We start from the raw sequence: 21,567 nt of genomic DNA on the forward strand, positions 1-21,567 counted from the left end.
GTCATGCTGACGATCGATCCGAGAAAGTCGCTGCTGCTGATCGTCGACTTCCAGTCCCGCCTGATGCCGGCGATCGATCAGGGCACGACAGCAGTGAGGAATGCACGGCGATTGATCGACATGGCCGGGCTGGTCGATATTCCTACGGTCTTCACCGAGCAGAATGCCAAGGGCCTCGGCGCGACCATCGCCGAGCTTGCGACCACCGAGGCGCAACTGATCCACAAGATGACCTTCGACGCCGTCCGCGAGCGCGAATTCCTCGGCGCGGTCTCACCCGACAGGCACCTCGTCGTCGCCGGCTGTGAGGCGCATGTCTGCGTGCAGCAGACCGTGCTCGGCCTGCTCGACGCCGGCCGCAAGGCCTATGTCGTGCGCGATGCGCTGGGCTCGCGCCGCGCCGAAGACAAGAAAACCGCGATCCGCCGCATGGAGCGGCACGGCGCCGAGATCGTGACCACCGAGATGGTGGTGTTCGAATGGCTGGAAACCGCCGAGCATCCCCGGTTTCGCGAGGCGATCGCGCTGATCAAGTGATGAAGCTCCGCACGCACAAGTGAGGAGGCCACCGGCGATTGGGCTCCCTCCCCCCTTGTGAGTGAGGGAGGGTTGGGGAGAGGGGTACCACACGGGTGCTCTCTCGATTGTCTCAACGGCATGCGAGTGAAAATTGCGATAGCGAGCTTCGATCAATCTCGCCCGGGGCCACCCCTCACCCCACCCTCTCCCACAAGGGGAGAGGGAGCCTAACCAGGGTGCTCACCTCACGGCGACTAGCTTACGCGACACGCGCCGCGCGTCACTTCCCGTGCGCTTCCCGCATCTTGGCCTGGATCTTGGCCATGCCGCCGATCCAGCGGTCGTAGTTCTCGGTCTTCTTGCGCATGTAGCCGAGCACCTGCGGGTGCGGCAGGATCAGGAAGGTCTCCTGCTCGATGCCCTTGAGTGCGTCCTGCGCGACCTGCTCCGCGGTGAGATCGCCGTCGCCGGATTGCGGGCCCTTCGGGATCGAGCGCAGCATGTTGGTGTCGACGCCCTGCGGGCAGAGGATCGAGACCTTGATGTTGTCGGCGCGGTGCGAGATCGCGAGGTTTTCGGCAAAGCCGACCGCGGCGTGCTTGGTGGTCGAGTAGGCGGGACTGCCGACCTGGGACAAGAGCCCCGCCGCCGAGATCGTGTTGAGAAAGTAGCCCTCGCCGCGCGCCTTCATCCGCGGCACCAGATGCCGCGCGGCATAGACATGCGCCATCACATGGATCGCCCAGCTCCGCGACCACGGCTCGTCCGAGGTGCCGCCGGCATTCTTCGACAGCGGATCGAAGCCGCCGCCGATGCCGGCATTGGAGCAGAACAGCGCGATCGGACCGAACATGCGCTCGGTCTCCTCGATCACATGCAGGACGTTCTTCTCCTGCCCGACGTCGCATTTGAAGGCGGCACCGCCGACCGAGGCCGCGACCTTTTCCGCCGCCGCATGGTCGAGATCGACCACCACGACCTTGGACGCGCCCGCGGCGTGGAACGCCTCGCACAGCGCCTTGCCGATGCCATTGCCACCGCCGGTGACCACCACCACTTTCCCTGCCACCTGCATGGCCATCCTCCCGCTATCTTTGCTTGCACGTTGTCAATTTGCTTACCCAACCCTGCGCCTCCCGTCATCCCGAGGAGCGCGTAGCGCGTCTCGAAGGATGCACGGCCAGGCTGGTGGCCGTCGACCCTTCGAGACGCCGCTACGCGGCTCCTCCAGCGACAACGGCAAAGCCGTTGCGCGGGGGGTGACGGTGAGAGGGCTGAATGGGCCTAACGAGAACATGATAGCCCATCTACGGCTGATGGCGAGAACTTCAGCTCGCCAGCACGACGTCGAACACCGCCGTATAGTGGCAGGCGGCGCCGAGCAGCACGAAGCAGTGCCAGATCGCGTTCTGGAAGCGCAGCCGCCGCCAGGAGTGGAAGATCACCCCGAGGCTGTAGAGGATACCGCCCGCCAGCACGAAGCCGAGCGCCATCGTGGGCAGCGCCTTGACGACGCGGTCATAGAGCATGATGCCGCTCCAGCCCATCGCGAGGTAAAGCCCGACCGAGAGCCGGTCGAAGCGGCCGGGATAGCGCAGCTTCAGCCAGATGCCGACGATCGCCACGCACCACACGCCGACGAGCAGCGCGATCGCAAAATAGCTGTCCTTCAGTTCCACGATGAACGGCGTGTAGGTCGCGGCGATCAACAGATAGATCGCGGAATGATCGAAGCGCCGCAGCACCCATTTGGCGCGCGACACCGGCCAGAGATTATAGGTCGCCGACAGCGTCAGCATCCCGAGCAGGCCCGCGACATAGACCGACACCACGGCGACGTCGAACGGGCCGGCATAGACCGTGGTCAGCACGATCAGCGCGGTGGCGGCAACCAGCCCGAAAGCGACGCCGACGAGATGAACAACGCCGTCGGCGATCAGCTCGGCGCGGTCGTAGTTCCACAGCGCGGCGCCGGCCGCGTGGATCGAGGTCGAGGCAAGTTGCTTCAGGCGGAAGACCGTCATGCAGGCTTTCCTGTGGCCGTTTGACTATGGGTAGCGCGGGTGACGCGGCGCGTTCAATCCCCTCATCATCCCTCGCCTGCAAAGGCGCCGGAAATGTGAAGCTTGATTTTGGCCCGATAATCGCCAACTTGCGGGTGATCGCCCGCCCTTTTGGTCCCTCCTGCCGGGTTTGTCGTTAACCCTCCATGCCCCCCAGTTTCTCTGATATCGTCGAGGAAGCCCGTCTCTCGGCGCGGGCGCTGCTCGACTATGGCGAGGGTTTCTTCAACCCGACGGTGCGGCTCGGCGTCACCGGCCTGTCGCGCGCCGGCAAGACCGTGTTCATCACCGCGCTGGTGCATGGGCTGACACGCGGCGGCCGCTTCCCGGTGTTCGAGGCCTATGCCTCGGGACGGATTGCACGCGCCTATCTCGCCCCGCAGCCCGACGATGCAGTGCCGCGCTTCGCCTATGAGAACCATGTCAGGACATTGGTCGAGGAACGGACCTGGCCGAACTCGACCACCGACATCTCCGAGCTTCGCCTCGTGATCGAGTATCAGCGGCAAAATGGCGCGGACCGGCGGCTGACGCTCGACATCGTCGACTATCCCGGCGAGTGGCTGCTCGACCTGCCGCTGCTGAGCAAGAACTACGAGCAATGGTCTGCGGAGAGTCTTGCATTGTCGCGCGAGCCGCTGCGCGCACAACTCGCGGCGCCCTGGCACGCCCATCTCGCGACGCTGAAGCCCGAGGCCAAAGAAGATGAACAGGCTGCGCTCACCGAGGCAAAACTGTTCACCGACTATCTGCGCGCCTGCCGCGACGAGCGTTTCGCGATGAGCCTGCTGCCGCCAGGGCGCTTCCTGATGCCGGGCAATCTCGCCGACACGCCGGCGCTGACCTTCGCGCCGCTCGACGTGCCCATTGACGGCAGCACGCCCGATCATTCGCTATGGGCGATGATGCGGCGGCGATACGAGGCCTACAAGGACGTCGTGGTGCGGCCGTTCTTCCGCGACCACTTCGCGCGGCTCGATCGCCAGATCGTGCTGGCCGATGCGCTCGCCGCATTCAATGCCGGCCCCGAAGCCTTGCACGATCTCGAGGCCGCGCTCGCCGGCATCCTCGACTGCTTCCGGATCGGCCGCAGCACGATCCTGAGCGCGCTGTTCCGGCCGCGCATCGACCGCATCCTGTTCGCGGCGACCAAGGCCGACCATCTGCATCACCAGAGCCACGACCGGCTCGAAGCCGTGCTGCGGCGGATCGTGGCGAGGGCCGCCGAGCGCGCCGAATATGCCGGCGCCGCAATCGACGTGGTGGCGCTCGCCGCGGTGCGCGCCACGCGCGAGGCGCAGGTTCAGCGCGGCCGCGACAAGCTGCCGTCGATCCTCGGCACGCCGGCACGGGGCGAAGTCGCCAACGGCGAGACACTGGATGGCGAGACGGAGGTTGCTACCTTTCCGGGCGACCTGCCCGACAATCCCGAGGAGCTGTTCAACGGCGGATTCCGCGGGCTCTCGAGCTCGGGCGCCGAGGCCGCCGATTATCGTTTCCTGCGCTTCCGCCCGCCGAAGCTGGAACGCAGCGGCGATGCGGAGCCGGCGCTGCCTCACATCCGCCTTGACCGCGTCCTCCAGTTCCTGATCGGAGACAAACTGCAATGAACGAGAAGACGCCTCCGCGGCGGCCGGCGACGTTCAAGCTCGACGATCCCGGCGTGGTCGTGATGGATCCGGACGACAGCGGCCGCCTCATGCGCGGCACCATCCAGATCGTGCCCGAGTCCGAGCCCGCGCAGCTGCCGGTGCCGGTCGATACGCCGCTGCTGCCGGCGCGCCGCGGCTTCCGCTGGGGCACGCTGTTCTCGAGCGCGGTCGCGGGCCTCGTGGTGCTCGGCACCGGGCTCGGCGTCCTCAATTTGGTCGAGGATCTGTTCGCGCGCAATGAAGGCCTCGGCGTCCTCGGGCTCGCGCTCGCCGTCATCGCCGCGGTGGCGCTCGCGGTCGTCACCATGCGCGAGCTCGTCGGCCTCGCGCGGCTTGCCACCATCGAGAAGCTGCATCTGCGCGCCGCCGAGGTTTTGATCAGCGACGACCGGGCGGCGAGCCGAGCCGTCGTCGCCGACCTGCTCAAGCTTGCGCACCGGACCCCGCAGCTCGCCCGCGCCCGCAGCGCGCTGCAGAGTCACACCGACGACATCATCGACGGCGCCGACATGATCCGGCTTGCCGAGCGCGAGCTGATGACGCCGCTCGACGAGGAGGCCCGGCGGCTGGTGTCTTCGGCCGCGCAGCGCGTCTCGGTCGTCACCGCGGTCAGCCCGCGCGCGCTGTTCGACGTGCTGTTCGTGTTCGTGGCGTCATTGCGGATGATCCGGCAGCTGGCGCGGCTCTATGGCGGCCGGCCCGGCGCGCTCGGCATGATGCGCCTGCTGCGCCACGTGATCGCGCATCTGGCGATCACCGGCGGCATGGCCGCGAGCGACAGCCTGATCCAGCAGATGCTCGGCCACGGCATCGCGGCAAAACTCTCGCAGCGGCTCGGCGAAGGCATGCTCAACGGCCTCCTGACCGCCCGCCTCGGCCTCGCCGCGATCGACGTCACCCGCCCGCTCCCCTTCAACGCCTTGCCGCGCCCGGCGCTGACCGATCTGGCGAAGGACCTGATCCGCAAGCGGGAGGAAGAGGAATAGCTCTCTTCGCCTCGCCCCGCTTGCGGGGAGAGGCCGGAATTTTCGCGAAGCGCAAATTCCGGGTGAGGGGGAGTCTCCGCGAGTCCAACTCTCACCGTCCTCAAACTCCCTCTCATCCCGACCTTCTCCCCGCACGCGGGGAGAAGGAGAAGGCCAGCACGCGCCAGCGGAAGAAGGTGGTGTCCGGCGGCGGCGAGAGATCAGGGGTCCAGCCTGAGATTTTCTCCAGCGCATAGGTGTCCATCACCATGCCGCGCCAGCTTCGCGTCACGTGCTCCAGCGGCTGCCGCACCGCTGATGTTTCCTTCCACAGCGGCAGATTGTTCTCCGGCTCGCGCCCGACATAGACGCCGACGTGATCGCGGATCCGGCTCATGCCGGGATCGGCGAAGCCCTGAAAGCGGCCGCGCTCGTTGATCTCGATCACCGGCACCCGCCCGCGCAGCATCCAGCGCAGCATCGCATAGGTGCGGTAATCCGTGGTCGCGACCCAGGTCGCACCGGTCGCCTCGACCTGCGCCAGCGTGCGCGCAGCCACCGCATCGTAGCCTGCCTCGGTGCCGATCGGATCGGTACGGCCGATCAGATTCCACGGCGCGAACATGTAATAGAGAAACACGCAGACGACGAACACGATGCCGGTGGAAATCGCAGTCCGCGCCCAATACACCGTCGATTTGACGAGCCCGACCGACCAGCCCTCGAACGGCATCCGTGTCACGTTGACAGCAACCGCCGCAAAGCCCGCCGGCCACAGAAACATCGGCCAGGTGTCGCCGACCCGCAAGGTCAGCGACTTCCAGAGGAAATAGATGAACGGCACCAGCACCGCGGTCGCCAGCAGGATCGCGACCGGCTCGCGCCTGAGATAGCCGCGCCATGCCGTCAGCCCTGCTGCGAACAGCGTCACCGGCAGCAGCACGAAGCCGACCAGGCCGAACTGCATACCGACGAATTCGCCGAGAGTGCGGAAGGTGAGATCGCGCTCGACGGTGGCGCGCACCGCCTGGAAGCGGAACGAGGCCCAATCATGCTCCGCATTCCAGATCAGCACCGGCGAGAACACGATGATCGCGATCAGCGCGGCGAGATAGGGATACGGGCTGCGCAGCCAGCGCCATCGCCAGTCCGGCACCAGCGCGAAGGCGAGCACCGCCGGCGCGAACATCACCGCGGTGAATTTCGACAGCAGCGACAGCCCGGCGAACAGCCCCGCGGCGAGCCACCAACGTCCGTCATTGCTTTGCGCGAGCCGCACCAGCGACCACAGCATCGCCACCGAAAACGGGATCAGCGCCGTATCGGGCGCGACCTTGGCCATTAACAACCCGTAATAAAGCGCCGCTTCCGGCAGCAGCAGCGCCAGCATCACCGCGCGGATATTGTTCGATGTCACACGGCGGACGATGTCGGCGAGCAGGAGTTGGGTGGCCAGCATCGCCACGATGCCACTGATCCGGACACCGAGATTGCTATCGCCGAGAACAGCGGTGCCGAAGCGAATGAACCAGGCGACCATCGGCGGATGGTCGAGGAACGACAGCACGTTTTCCTTCGACCAGGTCCAGTAATAGGCCTCGTCGGTGCGCAGGTCGAGCGCATGGGCATAGACCAGCCGCATCGCGGTCATGGCAACGATCACGGCGATGACGCCGCGCCAATCCGGCGCGCGCGAACGGGCCGGTTTAACACCGATGTTATCGGAAGGGGCTATCGTCACGGCGCGCTTTTTGTTCGACTCTTAACGGAGTGTCAACGTTCCGCACGGCCCGCGATCCGGCTTGCCCGGGCCCGTGGTGGTATTCAGCGCGGGAATTAAACACTAGACTTGCCGATCATGAATCACATGGCCTCCCCTTCGCGCGAGCACCTGCAGGACATGGCCCGCGGCATCGGCCAGCGGCAGGTCCGCCTGGTCACGGGGGCGATCATGTTCGCCTACCTGATCAGCCATTTCCTGAACCATGCGCTCGGCAATATCTCGACCGAAGCGCTGGCGATCGGGGTGCACTACCACACCAGGTTCTGGCAATTCCTGCCGGTCGCCATCGTGTTCTACTCCGCCTGCCTGGTGCATGCCGCGCTCGGTATCTGGGCGCTGTTTGAGCGACGCGAGTTCCGCTGGAAGGCGATCGAGCCGCTGCAGCTCACGCTCGGCCTCAGCGTCCCGATGCTGATCGTCGCGCACGTCGTCGGCGTCCGGCTCGGCCAGACCCTGTACGGGCACGAGAAGCTCTATCCGCAGGAGCTCTACACGTTCTTCATCGTGTCGCCGAACCGGCTGTGGACGATGCTGGCGGTGCTGGTGATTGCCTGGGTGCATGGCTGCATCGGCCTGTATTTCTGGTTGCGGATGCGCGCGTTCTTCAAGCGCGCGGCGCCCTTCCTGCTCGCGACAGCCGTGCTGATCCCGACGCTGGCGATGCTCGGCATCTATCAGGCCGGCCGCGCCACGATCGCCGACTACCAGGATCCCGACTGGCGGCGCGAGGAGTTGTCGGTCCAGAAGCTCGGCACGGCGGCGCAAGGGGCCATGCTCGAGAGGATCACCGATGACCTGACGATCGGCTATCTCGGCCTGCTCGGCCTCGTGCTGCTGGCGCGCGGGGCGCGGACCCTGCTGGAACGCCGCGGCGGCATGATCGCGCTATCCTATGGCAACGGCCGCACGCTGCGGGTGCCGAAGGGGCTGAGCGTGCTGGAAGCCAGCCTGCGCTACAACGTGCCGCATGCCAGCGTCTGCGGCGGCCGCGCGCGCTGCTCGACCTGCCGCATCCGCATCATCGGCGATCACGCCGCGCTGCCCGAGCCGTCGCCGCGAGAGGCCTTCGTGCTGCACCGGGTCGGCACCGACGATCCGTCGATCCGGCTGGCCTGCCAGTTGCGGCCGACCGGCGACCTGACCTTCTTCCAGCTGTTCCTGCCGAGCACGACGTCGGCGAACGCGCATGCCAGCAATCCGACGCGGGTCGGCCAGGAGCGTTATCTCGTGAGCATGTTCGTCGACATGCGCGGCTCGACGCAGCTTGCCGAGAAGCGGCTGCCGTTCGACACCGTGTTCATCGTCAACCGCTTCCTCGGCGCGGTGTCGCAAGCGGTGCTGGAAGCCGGCGGGCGGCCGAACCAGTTCATCGGCGACGGCATGCTGGCACTGTTCGGGCTCTCGACCGACCGGCACGAGGCCTGCCGCCAGGCGCTGCGCGCCGCGGCATTGATCGCCGCCAATATCGACGAGCTGAACCAGTTTCTGAGCCACGATTTGCGCGAGCCGATCCGCTTCGGCATCGGCATCCATGGCGGCGAGGTGATCGTCGGCGATATCGGCTATCGCGACCACATGGTGTTCACCGCGCTCGGCGACGCCGTCAACGTCGCGGCGCGGCTGCAGGACATGACGAAGGCGCTGGCCTGCGAGGCCGTCATTTCCGACGAGGTGCGCGTCACCGCGGGCCTCGCCGTCGATGCCCTGCCGGCACAGGAGGTTGCGATCCGCGGCCGCAACGAGCCGATGACCGTGCGCACCGTCGAGGCGACGCGGGTGCTGTCCGCGCTGGTCGACGACCGGCGCGCGGTCGCCGCCTGACCGGTTCATCTCCCCCTCATCCAATGTGACCTGCCGCACATCCAGCGGAGCGTTCAGCCACGATGCTCGAACGCGTCCCGTGCCGGATGCGACTGACTGGCGATGGGTAACACTGCAACCGCGCCGCGACAGAGCTCAACGCGCATCTGAAGGAGACGACCATGCTTCGCAAAGTCACGCTTGCTCTGGCCACTGCCGCAACCCTCGGCGCCGCCGCGCTGGCGCCCACCTCCGCGTCCGCCAAGCCGTTCTTCTGGCATCCGTACCACCATCACTTCTGGGGTGGCCCCGGCATCTCCGTTGGCTTCGTCGACTCCGGCTGCTACGTCACCCGCCTGGTGATGACGCCCTACGGTTATCGCTATCGCACCGTAAACGTCTGCTACTGATCGAACCAACTACCTGGAATCGAAATGCCCCGGTCGCCTGATGCGGCCGGGGCTTTTCGTTGTTGCGACGCACCGCGGCGAAAGCTCAATTGACTTGGGGTTGTCAGGTGCGACATTTGTCGCTGCGCGCATTCCATGATGCGAAGGCGCGCAAGGCAATCTGAGCCTGGTGATGACCAGCTCGGGACAGAACAGCTTCGGAGGAAGCGGAATGCTCGATCGACGAGACTTGATGAAGCGCGCCGTGCTGGCCGCTTTGGTGACGGGGCTGGGATCAAGGGGCGCGTTCGCCCTCGACACCGTGACACTGCCCTTCGACAACGGCGAACGGCCGCTGGTGCGCTACCCGCAGAAGCGCCCGATGATCGGCCTGACCAGCCGGCCGCCGCAGCTCGAAACCCCGTTTGCGATCTTCAACGACGGCCCCCTGACCCCGAACAACGCGTTCTTCGTCCGCTATCACCTCGCCGGCATCCCCTACGACCTCGATCCGGACAAGTTCACGCTCGAGATCAAGGGCAAGGTCGACAAGCCGCTGAAGCTGTCGCTGAAGGACATCCGCAAGCTGAAGGCCACCGAGCTCGTCGCCGTCAACCAGTGCTCCGGCAACAGCCGCGGCTTCTTTAATCCGCGAGTCGCCGGCGGCCAACTCGCCAACGGCGCGATGGGCTGCGCGCGCTGGCACGGCGTGCCGCTGAAGACCGTGCTCGACATGGCCGGCGTGCAGGCCGGCGCCAAGCAGGTCACCTTCAACGGCATGGACGGCCCGGTCATGGAGACGACGCCCGACTTCGTCAAGGCGCTCGACATTGATCATGCGCGCGACGGCGAGGTGATGCTGGCCTGGGGCATGAACGGCGAGGACCTGCCGTTCCTCAACGGCTTCCCGCTCCGCCTCGTGGTGCCCGGCTATTACGGCACCTATTGGGTGAAGCACCTCAACGAGATCACCGTGATCGACAGTGTGTTCGACGGCTTCTGGATGAAGTCCGCCTACCGGATTCCGGATACGCCGAACAACGCGATCGAACCCGGCACCGCACCGAAGGCGACGATCCCGATCAACCGCTTCACGGTGCGCTCGTTCATCACCAGCGTTGCCGACGGCGCGAAGCTGAAGGCCGGCCGCACCACGCTGCGCGGCATCGCCTTCGACGGCGGCAAGGGCATCAAGGAGGTCGTGGTCTCGACCGACGGCGGCAAGAGCTGGACACCGGCGAAGCTCGGCAAGGATCTCGGCAAATACGCCTTCCGCGAATGGAAGCTGAAGGTCGCGCTTCCCCCCGGCGCCTCGGAGCTGAAGGTGCGCGCCACCAACAATGCCGGCGACACCCAGCCGATGGATCCACTGTGGAATCCGGCGGGCTATCTGCGCAACGTCGTCGAAACCGTGCGCGTCACCGCGGCGTGAGGAGAAGCATCATGACCAGCAAGCTGCTTGCCTCCCTCGTCGCGATCGCCACGCTGTCGATCGGCGCTGCGATCGCCGCGCCCGTCAACTACACGCTTCCCGAGGAGACCGCGGCGTTCAAGCCGGGTCCAAACCTCGACGTGGTGCAGAACAATTGCTCCGGCTGCCACTCGGCGGACTACATCAAGACCCAGCCGCAGGGCGAGAAGTTCAAGAAGGATTTCTGGCAGGCCGAGGTGACCAGGATGATCAAGGTCTACGGTGCGCCGATCGACCAGGCCGACGTCGGCAAGATCGTCGAGTATCTCTCCGCGACCTATTGAGACGGGGCCGACCAATCCCCGCGCGCCCGTCTCAAGGCAGCGCGCGTGGGGGCCATTGATCCAATTCGGGTCAGTGGAATCAGGTCTTTTGCACTGCATCAATTGACCACGAAACAGGCAATCCGGCGCCAAAACCCTGCAAAGCGGGTTGTTTCCGGGCAAAAACACACCGTGGTTTGATCTACCCAGCTTTTTTCAAACTGCTATCCTGTGCGGCGCGGACAAGCCGGTTTGTGCGGGGACCGGCAGGTCTGTTTTCGATTGATTCCGCGGAGACGACTGGAATGCCCAAAGGTACAGTGAAGTGGTTCAACCCGACCAAGGGTTATGGATTCATCCAGCCCGCAACGGGCGGCAAGGACATTTTCGTGCATATTTCAGCAGTTCAGAAGGCTGGTCTTCAGAGCCTCAACGAAGGCCAGTCGGTTGAATACGAAGAGATCGCCAATCGCGGCAAGACGTCAGCCGAGAACCTCAAGGTCTAGCGCTCCGCGCGAGATCCAGCGGCACACTCTCGGATACCATCCGGGAGTGAGGGCCGATCCAACATCACATGCGTGACGTTCGGCGGAGCGGGCACGATGCCCGCGCGCCACGGTATTGTACTTTTTTCCGGCCGCCTTCGATCGCGTGCCGACGCTTATCCTTTGCGCCGGGAAGACGCGCGGCTGGCGCGTCACAGACAGGTGCCGCCCTGCCCGGTGCCGCACGGCACCCGCTTCGACAATTGGTCGATCTTGCGCTTCGACTCCGCTTGCGCCAGCACGTCGAACACGCTCGACGGTGCGAGCTGCGTCGCCTTGCGGAAGTCCTCGGTCGCCTTGTCGGGTTGGTTGAGCGCCTCATGCGCCTTGGCGCGGGCGAACAGCCCCTCCACCGTCTCCTTCTGCGCAATCGCCCGGTCGAGATCCTCGACCGCCTTGTCGTAGTTGCGCAGCGCCGACCAGGTGATGCCGCGCAATGTCAGCGCCGGCTGATAATCGGGCCGCGCAGCGAGGACGAAGTTGAGATCCTTCATCGCGTCATCCGGCTTCTTCAGCCCGAGATAGGCCCGCGCGCGCAGCACATGCGGGAAGGCATCGTTGGGCGCCCGCGTGATGATCTGGTCGAAGGCGGCGATGGCGCGGTCGTACTGGGACGACGTCAGCATCGCGAGCCCGCGGCCGAGCTGGGCGGTCGGATTGTTGGGGCTGCGCTCCAGCACGTTGTTGATATCGACCAGTCCTTCATCGGCACGGCCCTTGAGCATCAGCGCAAGGCCGCGCCACGATCTGGCGATCAGATTGGTCGGCACCAGCGCCAGCGCCTGATCGAAATCCAGCAGCGCCTTGTCGAGCTGGTTGAGGCCGAAATAGGCGAGGCCGCGTTCGGTGAAGGCGAGCGTCTCCTTGGCATTGAGCGAGATCGAGTGGTCGTAGTCGGAAAGCGCGTCCTGCACCTTGCCGGTGCCGGCCTTGACCAGGCCGCGCGCCAGGTAAGCCAGCGAACTGTTCGGATCGAGGGTGATGGCGCGACCGGCATCAGTCATGGCCTCGTCGAACCGCCGCATGCCGGCGGCATTGAGCGCGCGGAAGGCCAGCAGTTGCGGATCGTTCGGCTTGAGCTTGAGCAATTCGGTGAGATCGTTGCGCGCGTCCGCCATCCGGCCGAGCCGTGAATAGGCCAGCGCGCGCACCCGCAGCGCAGCCTCGTTGCGGGGATCGCCGCTCAGCACCTTGCTGAGATCGGCGATCGCACCTGTGTAGTTGCCCTGTGTGACGAATTGCTTGGCCTGCTCGACCTGCTGGTTGGCCGCGGCCGCCGTCGGCGCGGCCGGAGCCGGCGTCGCCGGCGATTGCGGGGCCGCACCGGCCTTGGCCAGCTCGGCCTGCATCGCGAGCGCCTGCTGGCGCTGCTGCTGGATCTCCTTGTTGTCGGGAAGAAACGTCAACAGCCGGTCGAAATCGCCGATGGCCCTGACGTAGTCGCCCTTGGCGCTGTAGAGCTGGGCGCGGGCGAAATAGGCATTGCGTTCGGTCTGCGGCGCCTGCGCGATTGCGCGCGAGAAATCCTCGATCGCGTGATCGATGTCGCCCTTGCGACGATAAGCCTGGCCGCGCCAGTAGAACGCGTTCGGCGCGCTTGCATTGACCGCGATCGCGGTATTGGCGTCGGCCAGCGCCGCATCGGGCTGGCCGGATTCGACATAGGCCCGCGCGCGTCCGACATGGGCGGCGGGAATATCCTGCCGCAGCGTGATCGCCTCGCCGTAATCGGAGATCGCATCGGTCCAGGCGTGCTGGTCGGCGCGCAGATTGCCGCGCGCCAGGAAGCCGAACGGATTCTTCGGCTCGAGCTCGATCGCGCGATCGAAATCGGCGCGCGCCTGATCGAGGCTGCCGTTGCGCTGCCGAAGATAGCCGCGCGCGATCAGCGCGGGCACGAATTGCGGGTTCAGCTGCAACGCCGCATCGGTATCGCTCAAGGCCCGATCGATCTTGTTGCGAGCGATGTAGAACCGCGAGCGGCCGGTAAACGCCTTGGTCCGATCCTCGGTGGAGCGCGCGGCATCGTTGACGATGCCCGAACACGCAGCCTCGGCCTTTTCCGTCGGTGGGCCGCCGCAATCCTCGACATCCCCCGCGCGGGCCGGGGCGGCGAGCGCAGGCCACAACAACAGCGCAAGCGCAGGCAATAATGGGAAACGAACACCGCCGATCGCGGCATCGATGCAGGTCGAACGTGAACGCATGTCGTAGCCTCGGGTTGACCGAATGCTGCCCGTCTTAATACGTCAGTTGGTTCTTATGGTGATGCGGCGCGGAACGCTGATTCGAACCCTTGGAGTTCGGTTCCAGCGTCAATGACGCGGATCGCCTTCCCTACAATGAATGCGGATGGAACACCACGGAACGCCCGCTGCAGAAACGATTAGCCGTTCAATCTTCCGTCACCCACTGCGCGACGGTCATGACATCGGGCGGTTGCAGATAGCCGCGCGGCCAGAGATCGACGGCCCATTCTACCTTGGTGGCACGTTCAAGCAGAACGGCGGTGTTGTGCGGCGTCTGCACCAGCGAAAATCCGCGGTAGTGCGGATTCCCGACATCGTGGAACTTGAACAGGTTCCAGGTCTGCATCACCAGCATCAGGCTGGTCGTGTTGCGGGTCGTGTCCCAGCAGTCGTAATTGTGCTGATCGTCGTTGGCGCGGAAGTCCGCTTTCGCGACGCGCTTGTTGGTGCCGAGGATCGGGCCCATGCGGCGGTCGAACCAGATCACGGCCTTTTGCACGGCCGCGCGTTCGGCGGCGGCGTTGGCATGGCCGGTGGCCATGATCCGGGTCAGGGCGGCTCTGTCGGCCGCGCTGAAGTCGAGCATCTCGCGGCGCCGGCAGACGAAGCCGTAGCAGACCGTCATTGTCGAGGCCGACGGCGGATAGATCGACACCGATGTGTAGAGCTGCATGATGCCGGAGCTGAGCTCGGCCGCAGGGGCCGGCGTCGTCGCGAACAGGGACAAGATCGCTGCGCATAACGCGCCGGCAACCCCGGTTCGCGTCGCACGTATCGGCTTATTGGCATCGTCCATGTCGCGGCCCCCAACTGGGGGGAGAATTATCGCGGGTGCGCCGCGATGCCAAGACATCCGGCGCATGGCTGTGGATCAGATCAGCCGACCGGCAACGGCGCGTCGCGCTTGACTTCTTCCATCACCGCGTAGGTTCGCGTCTCGCGCACGCCCGGCAGCGCCAGCAGCGTTTCGCCGAGAAACCGGCGATAGGCGGTCATGTTGGCGACGCGCGCCTTGACCAGATAGTCGAAGCCGCCGGCCACCATGTGACATTCCAGCACTTCCGGCGCGGTCTGCACCGCCTTGGCGAAGCGCTCGAACACATCGGGCGTGGTCTTGTCGAGCAGCACCTCGACAAACACCAAGAGGCCAAGGCCGAGCCGGTGAGGATTGAGCCGCGCGCCATAGCCTTCGACGAAGCCGTCGCGCTGCAGCCGCTTCAGCCGTTCGCCGACCGAGGTCGGCGACAGGCCGATCCGCTCGGCCAGCTCCACATTGGCAATCCGGCCATCCCCTTGCAGGATCGAGAGGATTTTACGGTCTGTCTTGTCGATATCTGTCATATCCACGGCAAAAACTGAAATACTCCAGATTTTATAAGGCAAATCTGCTAATTTGTCTATCGAACTACGGTCCACGGGCGCGTAGGTGTTCCCGTGCAACCCCGTTCGAGGAACTGCCCGAGGAACCGCCATGCCAGACCCGCTCCCGCCCCCGTTCAGCGCGCCCTACGCCCCCGATGACACGGCGATCGCCGGCCGCCTGCGCCAGGACGCCAGGCTGGGCGCGGACCAGGAGGCCAGGGTCGACCGCACCGCGACGCGCCTGATCGAGGCGATGCGGGCCAATGACGATCCGCTCGGCGGGGTCGAGGACATGCTGCGGGAGTTCGCGCTGTCGACCAAGGAAGGGCTGGCGCTGATGGTGCTGGCGGAGGCGCTGCTGCGGGTGCCCGACGCGCGCACCGCCGACCAGTTCATCGAGGACAAGCTCGGCCAGGGCGACTTCGTCAATCACGAGACCAAATCCAGCGCATTCCTGGTCAACGCCTCGGCCTGGGCGCTCGGCATGTCGGCGCGCGTGATCCAGCCCGGTGAAACACCGCAAGGCACGATCGGCCGGCTGACCAAGCGGCTCGGCGCGCCGGCAGTGCGCGCCGCGACGCGGCAGGCGATGCGGCTGATGGGCAGCCATTTCGTGCTCGGCGAAACCATCGAGGCGGCGCTGTCGCGGGCGCAATCGCACACCGCGCGCGGCTCGCGCTATTCCTTCGACATGCTCGGCGAGGGCGCGCGCACCGCCGACGATGCCCGCCGCTATTTCGAATCCTACGCCCGTGCGATCGAGGCGATCGGCAAGGCGGCCGGCGATCAGCGCCTGCCCGACCGGCCCGGCATCTCGGTCAAGCTCTCCGCGCTGCATCCGCGGTTCGAGGCGGTCAGCCACGCGCGGGTGATGAGCGAACTGGTGCCGCAGCTGATCGATCTGGCGCGCCGCGCCAAGGCGTACGACCTCAACTTCACCGTCGATGCCGAGGAGGCCGACCGGCTCGAACTGTCGCTCGACGTCATCGCCGCGGCCTTCGCCGACCCGTCGCTCGCCGGCTGGAGCGGCTTCGGGCTTGCGATCCAGGCCTATCAGAAGCGCGCCACCGAGGTGATTGATTATATCGATGCCCTGACGCGAGCGCTCGACCGCAAGATGATGGTGCGCCTCGTCAAGGGCGCCTATTGGGACACCGAGATCAAGCGCGCGCAGGAGCGCGGGCTCGACGGCTACCCGGTGTTCACGCGCAAGGCGATGACCGACCTGAACTACGTCGCCTGCGCGCGCAAGCTGCTGGCGCTGCGGCCGCGGCTGTTCCCGCAATTCGCCACCCACAACGCGCTGACGGTCGCGACCATCCTCGAACTGTCGGACGATCCCGCGAGCTTCGAATTCCAGCGGCTGCATGGCATGGGCGAGGCGCTCTACGCCCAGCTCGGCCAGGATCACCCGGACATCGCCCACCGCACCTATGCGCCGGTCGGCAGCCACCGCGACCTGCTCGCCTATCTGGTGCGGCGGCTGCTCGAGAACGGCGCCAACTCGTCATTCGTGGCGCTGGCCGCAGACAATCGCGTCTCGATCGTGGACCTGTTGCGCCGCCCTGCCGACATCATCGGCGGCGACAACAATGCAGCGCATTCCGGAATCCCGCTGCCGGCCGACCTCTATCGGCCGCAGCGCCAGAATTCGCACGGCATCGAATTCGGCGAACGAAAGGCGCTCGATGCGCTGACATCTGCGATAACAGCCGAAACCAAGGCGGCGTCTGGTGCGGTCGCGACGTCGACAATCGAGCAGGCGAATGCCGCCGTCGCCGCGGCGCGCGGTGGCTTCAAGGCCTGGAACGCGACGCCGGCCACACAACGCGCGGCCATGCTGGACAAGGCGGCCGATCTGCTCGAGCAGCGCCGTGCGCACTTCCTCGCGCTGCTGCAGAGCGAAGGTGGCAAGACGCTCGACGACGCACTGTCCGAGGTGCGCGAGGCGATCGACTTCTGCCGTTACTATGCGGCACTCGGCAAAAAACTGTTCGGCGAAGGCGAGACGATGCCTGGCCCGACCGGCGAGAGCAACGTGCTGGAGCTGCACGGCCGCGGCGCCTTCGTCGCGATCTCGCCGTGGAATTTCCCGCTCGCGATCTTCCTCGGCCAGGTGACGGCGGCGTTGATGGCCGGCAATGCGGTGATCGCAAAGCCGGCCGAGCAGACCCCGCGCATCGCGGCCGAAGCCGTCGCCCTGCTGCATGAGGCAGGCGTGCCGAGATCGGCGCTGTATCTGGTCCAGGGCGACGGCGCCGCCGGTGCCGCGCTGGTCGGCCATCCCGCCATCGCCGGCGTGGTCTTCACCGGCTCGACCGAGGTGGCGCGCGCGATCAACCGGACGCTCGCCGCCAAGGACGGCCCGATCGTGCCGCTGATCGCCGAGACCGGCGGCATCAATGCGATGATCGTCGACGCCACCGCGCTGCCCGAGCAGGTCGCCGACGACGTCGTGACTTCGGCGTTCCGCTCCGCCGGCCAGCGCTGCTCGGCGCTGCGGCTGCTGTTCGTGCAGGACGACGTCGCCGACCGCATGATCGAGATGATCGCGGGCGCCGCGCGCGAATTGAAGATCGGCGATCCCTCGCAGCCATCGACGCATATCGGACCTGTCATCGATGCGGAAGCCAAGCAACGGCTCGACGCGCATATCGCGCGGATGAAGAAGGAGGCGCGGGTGCATCTCGCCGGCGAGGCGCCGGCCGGCACGTTTGTTGCGCCGCATATCTTCGAGCTGTCGTCGGCAAGCCAGCTCACCGAGGAGGTGTTCGGCCCGATCCTGCATGTCGTGCGCTACCGCGCCGAGCGGCTCGGCGACGTGCTGGCCGCGATCGAGGCGACCGGCTTCGGACTGACGCTCGGCATTCATTCCCGCATCGACGACACCATCGAGCACGTCATCGACCGCCTCCAGGTCGGCAACATCTATGTCAACCGCAACATGATCGGCGCCGTCGTCGGCGTACAGCCGTTCGGCGGCAGCGGCCTCTCCGGCACCGGCCCCAAGGCCGGCGGCCCGCATTACCTTGCGCGCTTCGCCACCGAGCAGACGATCACAATCAACACCGCCGCCGCCGGCGGCAACGCCGCGCTGATGGCGGGGGTGGAGTAGTCGGACACGTCATTGCGAGGAGCGAAGCGACGAAGCAATCCATCCATCCCCGAGATGAGGTATGGATTGCTTCGCTCCGCTCGCAATGACGGTCAACAACCCGTTGCATCATCGCCCCGAGATGGGTCAAATGGCCGCTCAACGGGATCATCGCACACGATAATTCCAGCTACCGGAAAAACACCAACAAGCGCCACGGGAGCGACGGCACGATGGAAAAAGGCATTTTTGACGGGCTCAAGGTCCTGGACTGCGCGAGCTTCATCGCGGCGCCCGCGGCCGCCACCGTGCTGTCCGACTTCGGCGCCGACGTCATCAAGATCGAGCCGCCCGGCGCCGGCGACCCCTACCGCAATCTGCCCAATTTGCCCGGCTATCCCGCAAGCGAGCATAATTTCGCGTGGATGCTGGAGGCCCGCAACAAGAAGAGCCTCGCGCTCGACCTCACCAAGCCGGACGCACGCGAGGTGCTCTACAAGCTGGTCGCTGAAGCCGACGTCTTCATCACCAACATGCCGCCGCAGGTGCGCCAGAAGCTCGGCATCACCCACGATCATCTCGCCCATCTCAACGACCGGCTGATCTACGCCTCCTTCACCGGCTATGGCGAGAAGGGCGAAGAGGCCAACAAGCCCGGCTTCGACTCCAATGCCTATTGGGCCCGCTCCGGCCTGATGGATCTGGTGCGCGCCGACGAGGACACCACGCCGGCGCGCTCGGTCGCCGGCATGGGCGACCATCCCTGCGCGATGGCGTTCTACGGCGCGATCGTCACCGCGCTGTTCAAGCGCGAGAAGACCGGCAAGGGCTCGCACGTCTCGACCAATCTGATGGCCAACGGCGTCTGGGCCAACGGCGTGCTGGCGCAGGCCAAGCTCGCCGGCGCCAAGTTCAAGAAGCGCAAGCCGCGCGAAGAGGCGCTCAACGCCGTCACCAACCACTATAAATGCAAGGATGGCCGCTGGCTGATCCTGTCGCTGCTCAACGAGGACCGGCAGTGGCCGACCTTGGCGCGCTGCATGGGCCGCGAGGACCTCGTCGCCGATGCCCGCTTCGCCACCAAGGCGGACCGCCATGCGCGCTCGGTCGAGCTGATCAAGATCTTCGACGAGGTGTTCGCCGGCAAGGATCTCGCCGAATGGCGCAAGATCCTCGACGGCAATGGCCTCGTATTCGGCGTCGTCGGCATCCTCGACGACATCCCGAACGACAAGCAGATGATCGAGAACGAGGTGCTGGTGCGCTTCGAGAACGACACCATGCTGACCGTCAACAGCCCGATCTTCATCGACGGCGCCAAGAAGGTGCAGCCGCGCAAGCCGCCCGAGGTCGGCGAGCACTCCGACGAGATCCTGCGCCAGGCCGGCTACGACGAGGCCACGATCCAGCAGCTGCGCGCGTCCGGCGCAGTGGCGTAACGGATCGATCTCCGTCGAGCGTCACTTCAGCGCTTCATCCAGGCCCAGACGATGGCCACCACGATGATGCCGATGATGACCGCGAGCCCGATCGCCCAGCTGCTGACGCGGACGGCGCTCACCGCCTGACGCTCGGCCTCGTTGGCCGCGATCTCGCGGTTACGCTGCTTGTTGTCCTCGGAAGCACTCATCGGGCCGGTCTCCGGTCAAGAGCTGTCAGGTCCAGGCAAGCTCGAGTGTAGCATCAAATAATGACGCGCAGCCGCTCCGGTTCCGGCTGAAATCAGCGCCCCTTCACGAAGCACATGCCCATGCGGGAGGTTTTCCCGGCAACCTGGCATGCAAGCCCCTCGGCGCAGGTCCAGCCGCGAAAGCTGCGGTCGGTCTCGGCCGGCTTGCCGCCCGGCAGATAGCAATGCGCGCCCCAGCCGTCGCTGTATTCGGTGCCGGCAAGCTCGGCGCCGCCGCGCTGCTGCGGCCGGTTGGAGAAGCCGCGCGAAAAGTCTGGCGCTTTGCCGTCGCGGAAGCTTGCGAGGATATCGCGGCGGCGTGGCTGGTCGCCGAAGAAATGCGGTGAGGCCGGCACCACGGTGGAGTTCGACGGCTTTGCCGCCATCCAGTCGACGCCGGAGAAATGGAAGCCGCCGATGCCGCGGGTCTGGTGGCAGCCCGCGCAGGTGACGTCGTTGAGGCGCCGCTCGAAGCCGGCCAGCGACTGGATATTCCTGAGCTTGGTTCCGTCGGCGGCGGCCTTCTGCAAGGCTCCGACGACGTCCTCATCCGAGAACACCGCATTGCCGGCTCCGTCCTCACCCTGCACCATCCCGAACTCCGGCTGCAGATCGCTGATGTCGAAACCGGTCGGGGTCGGCGCGACGGCACCGGTTGCAAGGAAACGGTCGGGGACCAGCAAGGTGCCGCGATCGAGCTCGGCGAAATGCCTGGGATCCAGCAGCCAGGCCTTGAAGTCGCGCTTCAATCCCTCATCCGCGAGAATGCGATCCCGATCGATCTGGTTCTCGAGCGGCGCCTCGGCAAAGCGTTTTGCCGCGCCGTCATAGTCGAACACCTTCAGCAGATAGTCGGTGCGGAAGTCGCGCACTGCCGATTTCGGCGCGTGCGCAATCTGCAGGTTGGTCTCGATGCGATCGATATTGCGCGCATCGATCAAATCGAACGGCCCGTCCTTGCCGAACAGTTTGTCCATCGCAGGCTGAGCGCTGGCGGTCGCGAGCCAGCGGCGCGCGATCTCGCGGCAACTGAGTGACGCGTCATTGCCGTCGCCTTTCGCCTTCAGCACCAGGTTCAGCGTCATCGGCAGCCGCTGCGAGACCGCGTTCTCGCCGATCAGCGGCACGTCGGTGCGGGTCAGCCGGTAGATCAGCCGGATCTCGCCGCAGTCTTTCGGCGCCACATAGGCGCGGTCCATGCGGTTGACGATCCCCGCCAGCACAAAGCGAACATCTGACGATTCGAACAACGCACGGTCGAACAGCTGAAACGCAAAGCCATCGCCGACCCCGATGCTCTCGTTCGGCAGGCTCGCTGTGTGCTTCGTGACATAGCGATCGAATTCGCGATCGAGCGCCTCGCGCACCGGCACCATCGCAGGCAAGGCGAACAGCTCGCGATTGGACAGCGGCGTATCGGCGGAGCGTTCCGGCGCGAGCATCCGGCCGAGGCCAAAGCGACCATGATCGAGCTCGCGCAGAACAGCGGGATCGATCACCGCCGCGCCGCGCTCGAGCGCGCGATCCTCCGCAGCACGCGCAGGCATGGCGCCGCCGAGCAGTACGGTCATCAGCAAGAGGCATTTCAGCGCGCGGCCCATGCCCCACTAACACCGCGCGGCAAATCCTATTCAAGAAAAAAGGCGCTTCACATCGCGGTGAAGCGCCTTGGTGTTGTCGTGGTTCCGCAATGATAGCGTTTTCAAGCGAAGTGGGCACCGGTTCGCGTGAAGAAAACGCGTC

Annotated in this window: 18 protein-coding genes; 10 read left to right on the plus strand and 8 right to left on the minus strand. The window is 65.8% G+C overall.

Annotation, left to right across the window (positions count from 1 at the left end):
* The first annotated feature begins 3 nt into the window (after nt 1–3).
* Complete coding sequence (locus tag QDT69_RS35240; RefSeq protein WP_279711071.1) at nt 4–537, plus strand: isochorismatase family protein; 534 nt, start codon at nt 4–6, stop codon at nt 535–537.
* A gap of 262 nt (nt 538–799) precedes the next feature.
* On the opposite strand, the gene QDT69_RS35245 is transcribed toward QDT69_RS35240, so the two are convergent.
* Together QDT69_RS35245 and QDT69_RS35250 are read right to left on the minus strand one after the other, a co-directional pair.
* Nucleotides 800–1,594, minus strand: coding sequence for an SDR family NAD(P)-dependent oxidoreductase (locus QDT69_RS35245; RefSeq protein WP_279711072.1), 795 nt, complete (start codon nt 1,592–1,594; stop codon nt 800–802).
* 253 nt (nt 1,595–1,847) lie between these two features.
* Nucleotides 1,848–2,543 (minus strand): hemolysin III family protein, encoded by a 696-nt coding sequence (locus tag QDT69_RS35250; RefSeq protein ID WP_279711073.1) that lies wholly within the window; start codon nt 2,541–2,543, stop codon nt 1,848–1,850.
* A 185-nt stretch (nt 2,544–2,728) separates the two neighbouring features.
* Here QDT69_RS35250 and QDT69_RS35255 point away from each other — a divergent pair, with 185 nt between their 5' ends.
* Nucleotides 2,729–4,192: a YcjX family protein gene (locus QDT69_RS35255; protein ID WP_279711074.1), complete on the plus strand. Its 1,464-nt coding sequence runs from the start codon at nt 2,729–2,731 to the stop codon at nt 4,190–4,192.
* Nucleotides 4,189–5,220 (plus strand): TIGR01620 family protein, encoded by a 1,032-nt coding sequence (locus tag QDT69_RS35260; RefSeq protein ID WP_279711075.1) that lies wholly within the window; start codon nt 4,189–4,191, stop codon nt 5,218–5,220. Before QDT69_RS35255 ends, QDT69_RS35260 begins: the two co-directional genes overlap by 4 nt.
* Nucleotides 5,221–5,332: 112 nt before the next feature.
* Here QDT69_RS35260 and QDT69_RS35265 read toward each other — a convergent pair whose 3' ends face one another.
* Complete coding sequence (locus tag QDT69_RS35265) at nt 5,333–6,850, minus strand: glycosyltransferase family 39 protein (protein ID WP_279711095.1); 1,518 nt, start codon at nt 6,848–6,850, stop codon at nt 5,333–5,335.
* 216 nt (nt 6,851–7,066) lie between these two features.
* Here QDT69_RS35265 and QDT69_RS35270 point away from each other — a divergent pair, with 216 nt between their 5' ends.
* The 5 genes from QDT69_RS35270 (at nt 7,067) to QDT69_RS35290 (ending at nt 11,411) form a co-directional block, all read left to right on the plus strand.
* Nucleotides 7,067–8,803 carry an adenylate/guanylate cyclase domain-containing protein gene (locus tag QDT69_RS35270; protein ID WP_279711076.1) on the plus strand — a complete coding sequence of 579 codons (1,737 nt, stop codon included), beginning with the start codon at nt 7,067–7,069 and terminating at the stop codon, nt 8,801–8,803.
* 161 nt (nt 8,804–8,964) lie between these two features.
* A complete protein-coding gene (locus QDT69_RS35275) occupies nt 8,965–9,192 on the plus strand; it encodes a hypothetical protein (protein WP_021079752.1) in 228 nt (75 codons plus the stop codon).
* Nucleotides 9,193–9,403: 211 nt separating this feature from the next.
* Nucleotides 9,404–10,603: a molybdopterin-dependent oxidoreductase gene (locus QDT69_RS35280; protein WP_279711077.1), complete on the plus strand. Its 1,200-nt coding sequence runs from the start codon at nt 9,404–9,406 to the stop codon at nt 10,601–10,603.
* 11 nt (nt 10,604–10,614) lie between these two features.
* Entirely contained in the window at nt 10,615–10,926 is a 312-nt protein-coding gene (locus tag QDT69_RS35285; RefSeq protein WP_279711078.1) for a cytochrome c, read from the plus strand.
* 284 nt (nt 10,927–11,210) lie between these two features.
* A complete protein-coding gene (locus tag QDT69_RS35290) occupies nt 11,211–11,411 on the plus strand; it encodes a cold-shock protein (RefSeq protein ID WP_021079749.1) in 201 nt (66 codons plus the stop codon).
* 191 nt (nt 11,412–11,602) lie between these two features.
* Here QDT69_RS35290 and QDT69_RS35295 read toward each other — a convergent pair whose 3' ends face one another.
* The 3 genes from QDT69_RS35295 to QDT69_RS35305 form a co-directional block, all read right to left on the minus strand.
* Nucleotides 11,603–13,657, minus strand: coding sequence for a tetratricopeptide repeat protein (locus tag QDT69_RS35295; protein ID WP_279711079.1), 2,055 nt, complete (start codon nt 13,655–13,657; stop codon nt 11,603–11,605).
* Between the two features lie 187 nt (nt 13,658–13,844).
* Complete coding sequence (locus tag QDT69_RS35300; protein ID WP_279711080.1) at nt 13,845–14,495, minus strand: hypothetical protein; 651 nt, start codon at nt 14,493–14,495, stop codon at nt 13,845–13,847.
* A gap of 80 nt (nt 14,496–14,575) precedes the next feature.
* Nucleotides 14,576–15,040: an Lrp/AsnC ligand binding domain-containing protein gene (locus QDT69_RS35305; RefSeq protein ID WP_279711096.1), complete on the minus strand. Its 465-nt coding sequence runs from the start codon at nt 15,038–15,040 to the stop codon at nt 14,576–14,578.
* A 130-nt stretch (nt 15,041–15,170) separates the two neighbouring features.
* Between QDT69_RS35305 and putA the strand changes: the two genes are divergently transcribed.
* The gene (putA, locus tag QDT69_RS35310; RefSeq protein ID WP_279711081.1) at nt 15,171–18,176 is read left to right on the plus strand and encodes a bifunctional proline dehydrogenase/L-glutamate gamma-semialdehyde dehydrogenase PutA; all 3,006 of its coding nucleotides are present in this window, start codon (nt 15,171–15,173) and stop codon (nt 18,174–18,176) included.
* Between the two features lie 212 nt (nt 18,177–18,388).
* The gene (locus QDT69_RS35315) at nt 18,389–19,594 is read left to right on the plus strand and encodes a CoA transferase (protein WP_279711082.1); all 1,206 of its coding nucleotides are present in this window, start codon (nt 18,389–18,391) and stop codon (nt 19,592–19,594) included.
* A gap of 26 nt (nt 19,595–19,620) precedes the next feature.
* Here the strand turns inward: QDT69_RS35315 and QDT69_RS35320 are convergent, their stop codons facing one another.
* Both QDT69_RS35320 and QDT69_RS35325 read right to left on the minus strand, forming a co-directional pair.
* Nucleotides 19,621–19,785, minus strand: a complete 165-nt coding sequence (locus QDT69_RS35320) for a hypothetical protein (RefSeq protein ID WP_021079743.1) — start codon at nt 19,783–19,785, stop codon at nt 19,621–19,623.
* A gap of 92 nt (nt 19,786–19,877) precedes the next feature.
* Nucleotides 19,878–21,425, minus strand: a complete 1,548-nt coding sequence (locus tag QDT69_RS35325; RefSeq protein ID WP_279711083.1) for a hypothetical protein — start codon at nt 21,423–21,425, stop codon at nt 19,878–19,880.
* Nucleotides 21,426–21,567 lie beyond the last annotated feature (142 nt).

The sequence above is a fragment of the Bradyrhizobium sp. CER78 genome (assembly GCF_029846235.1).
In the GTDB taxonomy this organism is placed as follows: domain Bacteria; phylum Pseudomonadota; class Alphaproteobacteria; order Rhizobiales; family Xanthobacteraceae; genus Bradyrhizobium.

Bases quoted from the DNA above. Each gene is read 5' to 3' on its own strand.
- QDT69_RS35300 (WP_279711080.1), bottom strand. From the start codon at position 14,495: ATGGACGATGCCAATAAGCCGATACGTGCGACGCGAACCGGGGTTGCC.
- QDT69_RS35255 (WP_279711074.1), top strand. From the start codon at position 2,729: ATGCCCCCCAGTTTCTCTGATATCGTCGAGGAAGCCCGTCTCTCGGCG.
- QDT69_RS35320 (WP_021079743.1), bottom strand. From the start codon at position 19,785: ATGAGTGCTTCCGAGGACAACAAGCAGCGTAACCGCGAGATCGCGGCC.
- QDT69_RS35290 (WP_021079749.1), top strand. From the start codon at position 11,211: ATGCCCAAAGGTACAGTGAAGTGGTTCAACCCGACCAAGGGTTATGGA.
- QDT69_RS35240 (WP_279711071.1), top strand. From the start codon at position 4: ATGCTGACGATCGATCCGAGAAAGTCGCTGCTGCTGATCGTCGACTTC.
- QDT69_RS35315 (WP_279711082.1), top strand. From the start codon at position 18,389: ATGGAAAAAGGCATTTTTGACGGGCTCAAGGTCCTGGACTGCGCGAGC.
- QDT69_RS35270 (WP_279711076.1), top strand. From the start codon at position 7,067: ATGGCCTCCCCTTCGCGCGAGCACCTGCAGGACATGGCCCGCGGCATC.
- QDT69_RS35325 (WP_279711083.1), bottom strand. From the start codon at position 21,425: ATGGGCCGCGCGCTGAAATGCCTCTTGCTGATGACCGTACTGCTCGGC.
- putA (WP_279711081.1), top strand. From the start codon at position 15,171: ATGCCAGACCCGCTCCCGCCCCCGTTCAGCGCGCCCTACGCCCCCGAT.
- QDT69_RS35280 (WP_279711077.1), top strand. From the start codon at position 9,404: ATGCTCGATCGACGAGACTTGATGAAGCGCGCCGTGCTGGCCGCTTTG.
- QDT69_RS35275 (WP_021079752.1), top strand. From the start codon at position 8,965: ATGCTTCGCAAAGTCACGCTTGCTCTGGCCACTGCCGCAACCCTCGGC.
- QDT69_RS35305 (WP_279711096.1), bottom strand. From the start codon at position 15,040: ATGACAGATATCGACAAGACAGACCGTAAAATCCTCTCGATCCTGCAA.
- QDT69_RS35265 (WP_279711095.1), bottom strand. From the start codon at position 6,850: ATGACCGCGATGCGGCTGGTCTATGCCCATGCGCTCGACCTGCGCACC.
- QDT69_RS35250 (WP_279711073.1), bottom strand. From the start codon at position 2,543: ATGACGGTCTTCCGCCTGAAGCAACTTGCCTCGACCTCGATCCACGCG.
- QDT69_RS35245 (WP_279711072.1), bottom strand. From the start codon at position 1,594: ATGCAGGTGGCAGGGAAAGTGGTGGTGGTCACCGGCGGTGGCAATGGC.
- QDT69_RS35260 (WP_279711075.1), top strand. From the start codon at position 4,189: ATGAACGAGAAGACGCCTCCGCGGCGGCCGGCGACGTTCAAGCTCGAC.
- QDT69_RS35295 (WP_279711079.1), bottom strand. From the start codon at position 13,657: ATGCGTTCACGTTCGACCTGCATCGATGCCGCGATCGGCGGTGTTCGT.
- QDT69_RS35285 (WP_279711078.1), top strand. From the start codon at position 10,615: ATGACCAGCAAGCTGCTTGCCTCCCTCGTCGCGATCGCCACGCTGTCG.